We start from the raw sequence: 13,964 nt of genomic DNA, 5'->3' as shown, positions 1-13,964 counted from the left end.
GTGACATCATCTCACTTTTTTTCGTACAATCCTTATCCACTTCAAAAGAGCAGTCCAATTTACATGTCTGAAAAAACACAGCAACCGAAACAAACAGGATTTTTTGGCAATTTAATTTTTAATATTGCTGTCCCTGTTGTCGTAATGAGCTATTTAAGTTCAGACGAATATTTAGGCCCTGCTTGGAGTATTGTACTGGCACTCTCCTTTCCACTAGTATTTGGCCTGTATGATTTAAAGCAAACAAAAAAAGTAAATGCTTTTTCGGTACTTGGCATCGTTAGCGTGTTGCTAACAGGTGGTATTAGTTTATTAAAACTTCCCGCTGAATATATCGCAATAAAAGAGGCGGCTATTCCGGGTCTTATTGGCTTAGCGGTCATCATTACGCAATACAGTAAAAAACCACTAGTAAAAGCACTTATATTAAATGACCAATTAGTTAACTGGCCTAAACTCAATGACACGTTGGAAACGAAAGGCTTAACCACTGTTTTCAACAGCAAAGTTGCTGTGAGTTCGTACATTGTTGCCAGCTCTTTCTTCTTATCTTCAGCCTTGAATTACTTGCTCGCAAAGTGGATTTTGGTATCAGAACCAGGCACTACGGCGTACACAGAAGAGCTTGGACGCATGACTGCCTTAAGTTACCCGGTGATTGTTATTCCTAGCATGATTTTATTGATATTCGCTTTGATGTATTTATTTAAGCAAATTTCGAGTGTCACTGGCGAACCTTTTGAAAGCTTTTTACATCAGTAGTCTTTCAGCGCCTCGTTAACGTATACTTAAGGCATCGACGCAAATTAGTTGCCTTTTTATGCTTTCCCTAAAAAATTTACAGAAAAGTTATATCGATGCTGGTGAGAAACATACCATTCTCAACAACGTCAACTTAAGCATAATGCCAGGAGACAGCATCAGTATTCAAGGTGCTTCAGGCTCTGGAAAATCGACCCTTCTGCATCTTTTGGCTGCGCTTGATAAACCCGATAGTGGTGAAATTCTGCTAACGAGTTCAGGCGAATCATGCGGCACCAACAATAAGAGGCCGAATGACCCGCAAACTCTTTCCCACGACATTACTCAGTTCACTGAAAAGCAAGCAGATCAATATCGCCAGTTTAAAGTTGGACTAATTTTTCAAAGATTTAATTTAATAGACTGCATTACGGTGATGGAGAACATCATGCTGCCAGCCAAGATTACAGGCAATGTGCAGCACGAGTACATTCGGAACTTGCTGAATGCCCTTGGTATTGATCGCCACATCAACAAACTTCCCAATCAACTATCTGGTGGAGAACAGCAGCGAGTAGCCATTGCAAGGGGCCTATCGCATCAACCTCCCCTTTTGCTTGCCGACGAGCCTACAGGAAACTTAGACGGTAAGAACTCAGACACTGTGAGCAAATTACTGGTCGACACATGCAAAAAGCTCAACACCTCTCTTGTTATGGTAACTCACAGTGAAAAAGTGGCTTCACTTACTCAGCAGCAGTGGTACTTAAACGACGGTAGGCTGAGCCAAATTTAATATGAAGTATTCGCCATTCCTTTCCGTTTTATTAAAAAGTTATCGCAACAGCAAATTTAGCCTCACGATGCTAATGGCGTCGCTAATTATTGCTGCCGCTGGTTTATGTGCTGTGCTGGTGATTAATAGCAGTGCCAAACAAAGCTACAGTAGTCAACAGCAATATTTAGTGCCCAATGTTACTCATACTATCTCCTCTAATTCGTCCAAGTTAACGCTCACAAAACAAGACTATGCTGCGCTCAGGATGAAAGGGTTTAATCAATTGATTGCCGTTGCGCAAACAAGGCAACACTTATATAAAAATAACCTCATTATTTCTCAAAGGCGCATCGACTTTACTGGCATCGATACATTTTCACTAATCGCACTACCCACCTTTTCAAATCCAACACCTCTTGCAGAGCAAGCAGGTGCGGCGAAGCAGCCCAACGCTAACTCGAATACTAAAACCAGCGAAACCAATCAGCTTATTCGGCAACTGAGCGTTGGGCAGCCAAGTGCCATATTGCATCCGCAATTACTTGAGCAATTAACAAGCGCTAAAAATGACACCAATAGTGAGTCTACTGCTAGCTCATATCTTGGCGCTGACGGCGCGTTAACAATGAGTCAATTTACGACAATGTCAGGTAAGCCCTTACCCAAACTCATCACCTTTGAAAGTGCAGCTTTAGGCAATGATATTATTATGGATATTGCTGCGTTGTACCGCCTTTATCCTAACGCTGAGTTGTCGATGTTGTTATTTGTTGGCGAATTATCGCAAAGCCAAGAAGAGACGCTTAAACAGTTATTACCAGACCATCTACAACTCATCAGCACTGACAAAGGCCAACAGGATTCGGAGCTTACCAGCAGCTTTCATTTGAACTTAATGGCAATGGCACTGCTTATGTTTGTTGTGTGCCTCTTTATTGTCGTAAACGCAGTCAACCTCCTATTAAATTCAAGACTTACTTGGCTAAAAATTTGTCGACAGCTTGGCATATCAAGACAACAACTGTTTTTCGTTCAACTTACTGAAATTGTATTACTCACTTTTGTCGCCAGCTTATCGGGCGTTTTACTTGGCATTGAGTTAGCAAAATTAGCCTCGCCAACGGTGCAAGCAACGCTTGAAAATTTATATTCCGTAGAAGTAGGCTTCGGTAAAGTATCCTTTCTTGGTTTACTGTTTCAAGTATTCGGCATTTGTTTGCTTGGCAGCATCTGCGCTACTTTCATTCCCCTAAATAAACTTAATCATCAGTTAGCACAAGCCAAAGATGTGCCTTTGTCGAGCGTTCAACAGCGTTTTTGGAAGCTCGCTATATGGCTTTGTTTTGCAATTTTTGCAGTCCTTGCCTATGTGTTATTGAATTATGCGCAGGCGCTTTGGCTCCTGCTCATCGCCACGGCATTAGTTATCCTGTCTGGCTGCTGTTTACTGCTTGCTAACTATCCAAGCATGCTCAAAATTATCCAACGATTTATTCCTGATCGCTTTCCATTACTGCAAGTTAGCTCCAAACAAAGCTTGGCATTGTCAGGTAAAACTAAGATCGCCTGCTGCGCTTTTTTTATTGCCGCGACAAGTAATATTGGTATGAATTTAATGGTAGACAGCTTTCGAGGCGCAACGGTCGGATGGCTAGAGCAACGATTAGCGGCTGATTACTATGTTTACAATAATGGTGAACCTAATATCAGTGAGTTGGCAAAAAATACTGGCGTGAATGTTTATTCACGTTTGGAAAACTATATTTCTTTTCAAGGTAAAAAAATACAGCAGTTTAGCTACCCTACCGACGAGTTCAACCAGCAAGCTATGGTGTTTTATGAAAAAGGACGGGATGAAAATTTGTGGGCGGAGTTTAGCCAGGGCAAGGGGGTCTTAGTTAACCAACAGTTTGCGTTTGGATTTGAGTATCGAATTGATGACTATATAGACCTTCCACATCCGTCTACAGGCACCTTGTCGTCTTATAAAATACTCGGCATTGTTTATGATTTTGGTAGTCCTTATGCGCAAGTATTGATGCCATTCGATATGTTTGAATTATCTAACTCTAAGTGCTGTATCTACGCACTCCAAGGTTCTGAGAGTAGCATAAATTTGTTGCGCGAAAATATGCTCAAAGCAGGGTTCGAACCAGAAACACAACTACTGAAAACCGAAGCGTTACTGGCATTATCGATGCAAGCTTTTGATAACACCTTTATTATTACCGACGGATTGAATGTGGTCACGCTCTTAGTTGCTGCACTCTCACTCGCCTGCGCTATTATTGTTCTAATGAATGATATTCGTCCACAGAATATGCTAGTTCGCAGCATGGGAGTATCAGCATTAAAAACTCAAGCACTCGCACTATACCAATATTTACTGCTCTGTTTTGTGGCCTTATTATTAGCGACACCGTTCGGAATTTTACTAAGCTGGGTGCTAATATTTAACATTAATTATCAAGCTTTTTCTTGGACTTACCCCTTAGTTATAAATCCAATGAAAATACTGCAAATATACGCAACGAGCCTATTAGTGGTGACTGCGGTCATCGTTATTCCTATTGTTAGAGCTGGCAGAAGACCACTTATTGAGGATATCCGATGGGTAAATTAAGCAAACTTTCTAGGCTACTCATTGCGGTTTTGTTTATCTTACTCGCAGTTGCCTTAGTTGCGTCTATAAGCAATTCGCAAAACAATAACTTGGGTAGTACTGTGCGTTATATCGAAGCCTTAGTTTTTGATAACGGGTATAACGACGCGACGACTGCTGACGAAGGTGCCATGTCACAACAACCCTTTGGGAGAGGCTTCAGTGCGTCTAATCCACAAAATTTAGGGAACACTTCCGATCCAAACTATGTCATTAGTTTTCCTGAGGATCATGGCGCTCACGAGTCATTTGATATTGAATGGTGGTACTTAACCGCAAACTTGCAAGATGAAGTTGGCAATATATACGGCCTGCAATGGACGCTATTTCGCTTTAGAAACCCAAACAATGAAGCCCGCGAGCAAGGGCAAACAAACGTCAGCACCGGAAGCGAACCGTTCAATAGTGATGACACTATCAAGACGCCGAGTTCGGATTGGAATAACCAACATATTTACATGGCACATGCTTCGGTGCATAGTGCCTCGCAACACTGGTTTTCGGAGAAATTTGCACGGGGTAATGTAGGCAATGCAGGCGCGGAAACAACGCCATTTAAATTATTCATCGATGACTGGCAATGGCAAAGCCCAACACCTGGCTTGCTGCCCGCAACATTAGCTTTCAACGCCAGATTGATTAGCGACAGTACTAATATTAGCGGCATTTCTTACCTTGATGTTCAACTTAATTTATCTAACACAGGGCCATACATACTCCAGGGACAGAACGGTTACAGCATAAAGTCAGCAAATGGCAAACACGCTTCGCATTACTACAGTGCCCCTTTTATTCAGGTAGATGGTAAGTTTACGATGAGTGATGAGTTATTACTTTCACGCGTTAGCGAGCAATATGCGCCAATGAAGAAAAGCACAGAAGATGAAACTAAGACAGATGACTTATTAAAGCATATAGCCGTTAAAGGTAACGCGTGGTTTGACCAAGAATGGACATCACAACTATTCGACCAAGCAACATTGGGCTGGGACTGGCTTTCTCTTCATCTTGATAACGGTGACAAAATCATGGCTTTTCGAATGCGTTTACAAGATCAGCCTGACTATATCACCGGCACCTACATACAGGCTGACGGTTCAACAGCAACGTTAATGCCATCCGATCTAAGCATGGATATCATTGAGTTTACTGAACTTAGCAATAAAAAGCTGCCCTTACAATGGGCCCTAAGCATTGCAAGCAAAGGACTTAACATTAAGATTGAAACCAGCAAAGACGACCAATGGAATCCTGCACTAGTTGCGTATTATGAAGGTAACGTGGTGGTGAGCGGAACACATACCGGTCGTGGTTTTCTAGAACTCACAGGCTATTAAATAAAATCTCCTCTCAACAAGAAAATTTCATCTATGAGTAGCAAAAAAATATTATTTTGTAGTCATTGATATTTGACCTAAACAATACTATTAAGTGTTTATCGATTGGTGAATTGTTTACCAACTATATTGAGAGAAAACATGCTACGTATTCTGTTATTCGTCGGTACCAACATTGCGATTATTGCTTTATTGAGTCTTACTTTTAGTTTATTTGGGATCCAGGGTCTGCTTGCACAAAACGGCGTTGACTTAAACCTTAATGCACTGATGGTTTACTCTGCCGTTATTGGTTTTAGTGGCGCATTCATTTCATTATTAATTTCAAAATGGATGGCGAAACGCTCAATGCGCGTACATGTCATTGAGCAAGCAACTGATAGCACAGAAACATGGTTGTTAAATACGGTTAGTCGCTTGGCTAAACAGTCCAATATTGGTATGCCAGAAGTGGGTATCTTCCAGAGTCATTCGCCAAACGCTTTTGCTACAGGCTGGAACCGCAATAATGCACTCGTAGCGGTTAGCACCGGCTTGCTCGAAAGCATGAATAAAGATGAAGTTGAAGCTGTGCTTGCGCATGAAGTGGCGCACGTTGCAAATGGTGATATGGTAACCATGACGCTGCTGCAAGGCGTAATGAATACCTTTGTGGTATTTCTGTCGAGAATTATTGGTCACACCGTTGACCGCGTTATTTTTAAAGTAGAACGTGGCCATGGACCTGCATTTTGGATTGTGTCCATTATTGCAGAACTCATTCTAGGTGTTTTGGCGATGACCATTACCATGTGGTTTTCTCGGCATCGTGAATACAGAGCAGATGCTGGTGCGGCAAAGCTTGTCGGAAAACATAAAATGCGAGCCGCGTTAATGCGTTTACAAGCGAGTCAAACTGGACCTGATATGCCCGATGAAATGGCTGCGTTTGCAATTAATGCAGGCAAAATCCACAAGCTGTTTGCGAGTCACCCGCCGCTTTCAGAAAGAATAAAGGCGCTTGAATAAGCGCCTTTAAATAGCCTATTCAGCGTCACCTAAGAACGCAAAAATCTTTTTAGCGATATCAATGTTATTTAAGTTGCCGGCAAATGCTTGTGCGCCGGCACCAAATGCATAAACTTCTACATCTACGCCAGTATGGCCAGATGTTGTCCAACCTGTATTCGTGCGTTTGTCCAGGAGAGATTTCAATATACTTTCACGCTCTCTCCCACTCATGCTGCTAGAAATACCGCTAATAATATTTTTTTCATCTTCATTCAATGCAAACCCGAATACGTCTTCAACGTATAAAGTCATATCTTCACTATCTATTATTTTTTCTGACATGACGGTCACGGAAGCCTTCATGTTTTGAATGAATTCAGGACTCCAACGATAATCACCATCAGCACCAATGGTTAATCCACCAGTACTATGATCAGCAGTTAGCACAACTAAGGTGTCAGGGTGCTGGTCGACATAGCTTTTCAGCATTTTAATCGTTTGCTCTAAATCTTCCATTTCCCCCATTGCCGAAGCAATGTCGTTAGCGTGCCCCGCCCAATCAACCTGACTCGCTTCAACCAACAGGAAGTAGCCATTCACATTTTCCAAGTGGGATATTGCACTTTCGGTTAGCACCGAAAGTCGATGAGGATTAACGTCATCTAGTGCTTTGGGTAAGCCAACATCTGCAAATAGACCCAAGGTTGGTTTGCCTTTAGGCAATGATAATAAGTCGGTATATGAAGCAGCGTATTGATATCCCAATGTCTTGAATTCTTCAACTAGATTGCGGTCATCACGAATAAAGTAACTCCAACCGCCGCCCAACATAACATCGACAACATTCTTATCATTGATGCGGTCATCTAAAAACGAGTCGGCAATTTCGTTGTAGTTACGACGAGATTCGTTGTGTGCAACATAAGCAGCGGGTGTTGCATGAACAATTTGTGAAGTAACAGCCACACCGGTTCTTTTACCTAGTTTCTTAGCGCGTTGCAGCACACTTTCAACAGACTGCTTGTCAACATCTAAGCCAATAGCACCGTTGTATGTTTTGATGCCAGCAGCCAAAGCCGTTGCGCTTGCTGCTGAATCGGTCACATAACCCGATACCGAAGCCGGATAAGTTTGAGCAGTACCAATCAAGAAAGCATCAAGCGCAGTTAGTTCAATCATCGGCGTGTTTGGGTCGTCTTTATATAAGCGGTAGGCCGTTGTATATGCCGGTCCCATGCCGTCTGCGACTACCATAATAATATTTTTAGGCTTACTTACATTTACCTCAGCGCTGTCCATACCGTTGTGCTTATTCGCTGTACATGCAGCGCCGAAAAGCGTGACGGTGGCAAGCAAACTAAATGTAAAAATATTCTTTTTGATCATATGACTAAATACCCTCTAAAAGCTCGTAACACATTGAGTTACCGCTGTTTAATAAATCAATTCTTCAGATTAAAATAAAAGGAGAGAGGCGGATTTTAACACGCCTAAGGAGCCCTTTGTTGAAAAGAAAATACCAATATTTCGGTGCGCTATAATATAAGCTAAATCTATGCCGTAAATATACCGTTAAACACCTTAGAATGCCAAATACAAAAGACCGCCCTGTTAAGCATTAAACGTTACTAATTGTTACTCATTTAAAATTATTCCCAACACTGCGTAAAAATTCACCGGCTAATATTCACAGCTGTTCAGAGGTGGATCGAAATAGAGAGGCTAAATCACTCATTAATTGCCGAATTAGATGGATCGCTAAAAATATTAGCACTAGCATTTCAAGCAGACAGCGCTCAACAACGCGCTTTATCATCAGTACCTTTTCTTTATAACGCCATAGAATTCATTAAGTTATGATTCATGTCGAATCACAGTCTCATGCCCAATAAAAGCAACATTCACACTGTGAATAGCTGGAATAAGTTTCATACTGTTTTTTTATTCATCATTGCAGCATAGGATGGGTATGTCTTCACCGATTAGCGAACTGAAAAATAAACGCGTTCACCAAAGGTCATGGTTATTTAGAGGCTCGCAATATCAAATAGAATTAACGACAAGATTTAATATCACCAGTTTCAATATCTGCATACAGCACAGAAAGTTAATGAAACGGCAAAGAGGAAAACAATATGTCACAGTATCAAAAAGAACTAGAAAACATGGCGAAACTTAAGGCCGCTCAAGGCACACCATGGAATGCTATCAGTCCTGAGTATGCAGCAAGAATGAAAACGCAAAATAGATTCACAACTGGATTGGATATTGCAAAATACACTGCTGGCATAATGCGCAAAGATATGGCTGATTACGACGCAGACACGAGCCAATATACTCAGTCACTAGGCTGTTGGCACGGTTTTATCGGACAGCAAAAAATGTTGGCCGTTAAAAAGCACCAAGGTACTACGGACAAAAGCTATCTTTATTTATCAGGTTGGATGGTTGCAGCATTGCGCTCAGAGTTCGGTCCGTTGCCTGACCAGTCTATGCATGAAAAAACTTCGGTTCCTGCATTAATAGAAGAGCTATATACATTTTTACGTCAAGCCGATGCCAAAGAGCTTGGCAAACTTTTTGACCAGTTAGACGAAGCGAGAGCAAATGGTAAGGACACAAGCGAAATTCAGTCTCAAATAGATAACTTCGAGACGCATGTTGTTCCTATTATTGCAGATATTGACGCGGGATTCGGGAACGAAGAAGCTACCTACTTGCTTTCGAAGAAAATGATCGAAGCCGGCGCGTGCTGCATTCAAATTGAAAACCAAGTGTCTGACGCGAAACAGTGTGGTCACCAGGACGGTAAAGTAACCGTGCCGCACGAAGATTTCCTAGCTAAGATAAATGCTGTTCGTTACGCTTTCCTTGAATTAGGCGTAGACGACGGTGTTATTGTCGCTCGCACAGATTCATTAGGCGCTGGTTTGACGCAAAAAATCCCAGTATCTACAAGCGAAGGCGATTTAGCGGCTCAGTACAACGCATTTTTAGAAACAACGCCAGTCAACTCTATCGATGAATTGTCAAACGGTGATACCGTAATGAAATTGAACGGTGAACTTGTGAAGCCTGTGCGTTTGCCAAATGGTCTCTATAAGTTTAAAGAAAACACAGGCTTTGACCGCGTTGTTCTTGATTGCATAACATCATTGCAAAACGGCGCTGACTTACTGTGGATTGAAACTGAAAAGCCACACGTTGGCCAAATCGGCGATATGGTTCGCGCTATCCGCGAAGTAACACCTTCAGCTAAGCTTGTTTACAATAACAGCCCGTCATTCAACTGGACGCTTAGCTTCCGTCAACAGGTATTCGATACTTGGGCAGAAGAAGGTAAAGATACCAGCGCATACGACCGTGCAGCCCTTATGTCTGCGAGTTATGATGATACTGAACTTGCATTAGTTGCTGATGAAAAAGTACGTACATTCCAAGCTGATGCGGCACGTGAAGCCGGCATTTTCCATCATTTGATTACGCTACCGACCTATCATACGGCAGCACTATCAACGGATAATCTGGCCAAAGGCTACTTTGGTGACGAAGGTATGTTAGCTTATGTTAAAGGCGTTCAGCGTCAGGAGTTACGCCAAGGCCTAGCCTGTGTTAAGCACCAAGCAATGGCGGGTTCTGACTTAGGTGATACTCATAAAGAGTACTTCTCAGGTGAGCAAGCATTAAAAGCGTCAGGTAAAGATAATACGATGAATCAATTCGACTCTGTCGATTGATATCGTAATTAAGCAAAAGTTTGATATAGAAGTAGCGTGATATCGAACCACAGTAAGACTCTTGTTCAGCGCCCTTCGGGGCGTTTTTTTTGTCTTTAAATATTAAAAATCAACGATATAAATTGAATTATTCGCTATTGCGCGACCAAGGTATTATCAATCTTTCGTCGTTTATGCTTATATATTTATCGAAATATAGGCATAATTAACGTGAATGGGATTTGTAAAGTCACCTATTTTTCTGAATTGTGCACCTTTTACTTTCACTGACATTGGAACGAATACTTTGAATATTGCAAAAGTCGACCTGAATCTATTAGTTTACCTAGACGTTTTATTAAGAGAAGGCAGCGTCACCAAAGCAGCTAACCAGCTAAGTATTACCCAACCAGCGATGAGCAATGGCCTTAAGCGATTGCGAGATTTATTCAAAGACCCCTTACTCGTTAGAACCAGCGATGGTATGACGCCAACTAAACGTGCTCTGGAGTTACAGCCAGTTATTCGTGATGTGTTGAGTAAGTTAGAATCGTCTATTCAACCCGAAATTGAGTTTAGTCCTGAAACAAGCGTACGTACTTTCAGAATAATGACCAGCGACTACGCGGAATCCACATTACTGCTTGAACTCATTGGCCGCCTCGCAGTATTAGCGCCTAACATTACTTTAGATTTGATCACTCCTAGCGACGTAACGTTTCACGATGTTGAGCAAGGCAAGGTTGATATGGCCATAAATCGCTTTGAGGAGCTGCCTCTTTCGTTTCATCAAAAGGTCATTTGGTACGATTCATTTTCGTGCGTAATTGGCAGCGATCATCCCATGAAAAATAATTTTGATCTTGCCGCGTATTTGAAAGGCACCCACATTTGGGTGAGTAAAACTGGTTTTGGTGTTGGTGTCGGTATTGACCCAAATGAAGTGCAAAAGTTGGGTTGGGTTGACGCTGAGCTAACAAAAATAGGTAAGCAGCGTGAAATTCGTGTTTTTACGCGCCATTATCACGCAGCGCTGCAGTTGGCCAAAACACAGAATTTAATAGCAACATTACCGACCAAGGCGGCTAAAATTTTTAAAGACGACCCAAAAGTTGTCGTTCTTGAGCCACCTTTCGACATTCCACCCATTGCATTGAAGATGGCGTGGAGTGCGTTACTGCACCACGATGCAGGTCATATTTGGCTGCGAAGACTTATTACAGAAGTCGCAAACGCTATGACTAGTGAGACACAACCCTAAGGAATATAGTGGCAATTACTACATTCACAGTATCTATAGCAAATATACTGTACATAAACTAAAAAACTGTCGTTATATTCCCTAGACTGTATGAAACATAACTACGGAGTATGCCAATGTCTACGGTTTCAACAAAGACAACAAGTTCACCTGGTGCAAATGGCATCAGTGCCAGCGCAGAAAGATACGTAACAAAAGGCAAACTGTCGGTCGCCAGCGAACTACTCAATTTCATCGAGTCTAGCGCCTTACCAAATTCCCAAACTGACGCTCTCGCGTTTTGGCAAGGCTTTGAAAAAGTCCTCGAAAGCTTAATGCCACTCAATAAAGCACTATTGAACGAACGTGAAACTTTACAAAAACAAATTGACGACTTTCACCGCGTCGATGCAAACGCTCCCGCAAATGAATACAAATCCTTTTTAAGCACAATAGGCTATTTGCAAGCACCTCCGATTCCTAAATCAATTGAAACTCAAAACGTAGACGCCGAAATTGCGACTATGGCAGGACCGCAACTTGTTGTCCCAATCAATAACGCGAGATATGCATTGAATGCTGTTAATGCCCGCTGGGGAAGTTTATACGACGCACTCTATGGCACTGACGTTATTTCAGATGAAGGTGGCGCCGAAGCTAAAGGGGCATACAACCCTGCCCGTGGTAATAAAGTTATCCTAAAAGCACGAGAATACTTGGATACTATTGCCCCTTTAAATGTAGGCAGCCACGTCGGGAGTCAAGACTATCAGCTACGTGACGCTGGTTTATCGATTACCTTGGCTGATGGCAGCGAAACAACGTTGCAAGACCCGTCTCAACTAATTGGTTTTCAGGGCGAAATAGAAAGCCCAACAGCAATTCTAGTAAGTCATAACGGCTTACATGCTGAAATTCAGTTTGATAATTCACATCCCATTGGCAAAACAGATCCCGCAGGTATGAAAGACATTGTTCTTGAGGCAGCGATAACCACGATTATGGACTGTGAAGACAGTGTTGCCGCAGTTGATGCCGAGGACAAGACCTTAGTTTATCAAAACTGGTTGGGCTTGATGCAAGGCAATTTACGCATTCAGCTTGATAAAGGGGATAAAACTTTTACCCGCAGCATGAACCCAGATCGTGAGTATCGTTCTCTGCAAAATGAAAAGATTACGCTTTCTGGTAGAAGTCTGATGTTTATCCGCAACGTTGGGCATCTTATGACAAACAGTGCGATTTTATTTGAAGGGGAAGAAATCCCAGAAGGGATAATGGACGCGATGATTACATCGCTTATCGCCAAGCATGACCTACTTAATAATAGCCCTTTTAAAAATGCAAAAGAAAACAGTATTTATATCGTAAAACCAAAAATGCATGGTCCTGATGAAGTCGCCTTCACAAACCGACTATTCAGCAGCGTGGAACAAGTACTTGGTTTAGCAAAGAATACGATAAAAATAGGCATTATGGATGAAGAACGCAGAACGAGCCTCAATTTAGGTGCGTGTATTCAAGCTGCAAACGAGCGAGTGGTTTTCATCAACACAGGCTTTTTAGATCGCACTGGCGATGAAATTCATACATCTATGCTGAAAGGTGCTTTTGCACCAAAAGCAGAAATAAAAACGCGCCCTTGGTTGAATGCCTACGAATTAGCGAATGTCGCTACGGGGCTAAATTTTGGGCTATCTGGTCGCGCGCAAATTGGTAAAGGCATGTGGCCTATTCCTGATCAAATGGCTAACATGATGGCGGTCAAAATCGGGCATCCGAAAACGGGCGCAAATACCGCTTGGGTTCCGTCTCCAACGGCAGCAACTTTGCACGCGCTGCATTATCATCAAATTGACGTCTTTGAACAGCAGAGAAATATACTTAGCGATAATAAAAATGCCCATTTGGATTATATCGATACCATTCTAGAAATCCCGCTCATGGAAAAAGGTGCAAAACTAAGTCCGCAAGAAGTCACTAACGAACTCGACAATAATGTTCAGGGTATTTTAGGCTACGTTGTGCGCTGGGTACATCAAGGCATTGGCTGTTCTAAAGTGCCCGATATTAATGGCGTCGGCCTCATGGAAGACAGAGCGACGTTGAGAATTAGCAGTCAGCATATTGCGAACTGGCTTGAACACGGGCTTGTAACTGCGGAGCAAGTAAATGAGTCTTTGCAACGAATGGCTGCTTTGGTTGATAGTCAAAATGAAAGTGATGCAGAATACATTCCGATGCTTCCAGACTTAGCGAATTCAATCGGTTTTCAAGCCGCTAAAGACCTTATCTTCTTAGGCAAAGAACAACCATCTGGTTACACTGAGCCGCTGTTGCATGCTCGCCGCAGAGAAATGAAGGCAAAGCTTAAGGACGCTGCTAGTTAGCTTAGGTGAGAAAAAGCATTCTTTTATTCAATTGAACTGTTGACCCAACTGGTTTAGCGCAGTAGAGTTAAGAGACGAAAGAGAATTCTTTAAACAGGGGCGGAAATGAA

9 protein-coding genes are annotated in these 13,964 nt (G+C 42.2%); 8 read left to right on the top strand and 1 reads right to left on the bottom strand.

What is annotated here, in order from left to right:
• The first annotated feature begins 63 nt into the window (after positions 1-63).
• From GNIT_RS04740 to htpX, 5 genes are all read left to right on the top strand, one after another.
• Entirely contained in the window at positions 64-762 is a 699-nt protein-coding gene (locus tag GNIT_RS04740) for a VC0807 family protein (protein ID WP_014108011.1), read from the top strand.
• A 58-nt stretch (positions 763-820) separates the two neighbouring features.
• Entirely contained in the window at positions 821-1,537 is a 717-nt protein-coding gene (locus GNIT_RS04735; RefSeq protein ID WP_014108010.1) for an ABC transporter ATP-binding protein, read from the top strand.
• 73 nt (positions 1,538-1,610) lie between these two features.
• A complete protein-coding gene (locus GNIT_RS04730; protein WP_238526942.1) occupies positions 1,611-4,142 on the top strand; it encodes an FtsX-like permease family protein in 2,532 nt (843 codons plus the stop codon).
• Positions 4,130-5,518 carry a lipocalin-like domain-containing protein gene (locus tag GNIT_RS04725; protein ID WP_014108008.1) on the top strand — a complete coding sequence of 463 codons (1,389 nt, stop codon included), beginning with the start codon at positions 4,130-4,132 and terminating at the stop codon, positions 5,516-5,518. The genes GNIT_RS04730 and GNIT_RS04725 overlap by 13 nt, the downstream gene beginning before the upstream one ends.
• A 141-nt stretch (positions 5,519-5,659) precedes the next feature.
• Positions 5,660-6,526: a protease HtpX gene (htpX, locus tag GNIT_RS04720; RefSeq protein ID WP_014108007.1), complete on the top strand. Its 867-nt coding sequence runs from the start codon at positions 5,660-5,662 to the stop codon at positions 6,524-6,526.
• 15 nt (positions 6,527-6,541) lie between these two features.
• Here the strand turns inward: htpX and GNIT_RS04715 are convergent, their stop codons facing one another.
• Complete coding sequence (locus GNIT_RS04715) at positions 6,542-7,894, bottom strand: alkaline phosphatase (RefSeq protein WP_014108006.1); 1,353 nt, start codon at positions 7,892-7,894, stop codon at positions 6,542-6,544.
• A 749-nt stretch (positions 7,895-8,643) separates the two neighbouring features.
• Between GNIT_RS04715 and GNIT_RS04710 the strand changes: the two genes are divergently transcribed.
• The 3 genes from GNIT_RS04710 (at position 8,644) to GNIT_RS04700 (ending at position 13,854) form a co-directional block, all read left to right on the top strand.
• Positions 8,644-10,245, top strand: a complete 1,602-nt coding sequence (locus GNIT_RS04710; RefSeq protein WP_014108005.1) for an isocitrate lyase — start codon at positions 8,644-8,646, stop codon at positions 10,243-10,245.
• A gap of 286 nt (positions 10,246-10,531) precedes the next feature.
• On the top strand, positions 10,532-11,485 hold the full coding sequence (locus GNIT_RS04705; protein ID WP_014108003.1) for a LysR family transcriptional regulator: 954 nt from the start codon (positions 10,532-10,534) through the stop codon (positions 11,483-11,485).
• Positions 11,486-11,601: 116 nt separating this feature from the next.
• Positions 11,602-13,854, top strand: coding sequence for a malate synthase G (locus GNIT_RS04700; RefSeq protein ID WP_014108002.1), 2,253 nt, complete (start codon positions 11,602-11,604; stop codon positions 13,852-13,854).
• Positions 13,855-13,964: the final 110 nt, after the last annotated feature.

It is taken from the genome of Glaciecola nitratireducens FR1064 (assembly GCF_000226565.1).
Lineage (GTDB): Bacteria > Pseudomonadota > Gammaproteobacteria > Enterobacterales > Alteromonadaceae > Glaciecola > Glaciecola nitratireducens.
The sequence above is the reverse complement of the archived record's forward strand: the minus strand, read 5'-3'. Positions and strand labels throughout refer to the sequence as shown.

What these genes read in the sequence shown, in the direction of transcription:
- GNIT_RS04740 (WP_014108011.1), top strand. Translation starts at nt 64, where the DNA reads ATGTCTGAAAAAACACAGCAACCGAAACAAACAGGATTTTTTGGCAAT.
- GNIT_RS04735 (WP_014108010.1), top strand. Translation starts at nt 821, where the DNA reads ATGCTTTCCCTAAAAAATTTACAGAAAAGTTATATCGATGCTGGTGAG.
- GNIT_RS04730 (WP_238526942.1), top strand. Translation starts at nt 1,611, where the DNA reads ATGGCGTCGCTAATTATTGCTGCCGCTGGTTTATGTGCTGTGCTGGTG.
- GNIT_RS04725 (WP_014108008.1), top strand. Translation starts at nt 4,130, where the DNA reads ATGGGTAAATTAAGCAAACTTTCTAGGCTACTCATTGCGGTTTTGTTT.
- htpX (WP_014108007.1), top strand. Translation starts at nt 5,660, where the DNA reads ATGCTACGTATTCTGTTATTCGTCGGTACCAACATTGCGATTATTGCT.
- GNIT_RS04715 (WP_014108006.1), bottom strand. Translation starts at nt 7,894, where the DNA reads ATGATCAAAAAGAATATTTTTACATTTAGTTTGCTTGCCACCGTCACG.
- GNIT_RS04710 (WP_014108005.1), top strand. Translation starts at nt 8,644, where the DNA reads ATGTCACAGTATCAAAAAGAACTAGAAAACATGGCGAAACTTAAGGCC.
- GNIT_RS04700 (WP_014108002.1), top strand. Translation starts at nt 11,602, where the DNA reads ATGTCTACGGTTTCAACAAAGACAACAAGTTCACCTGGTGCAAATGGC.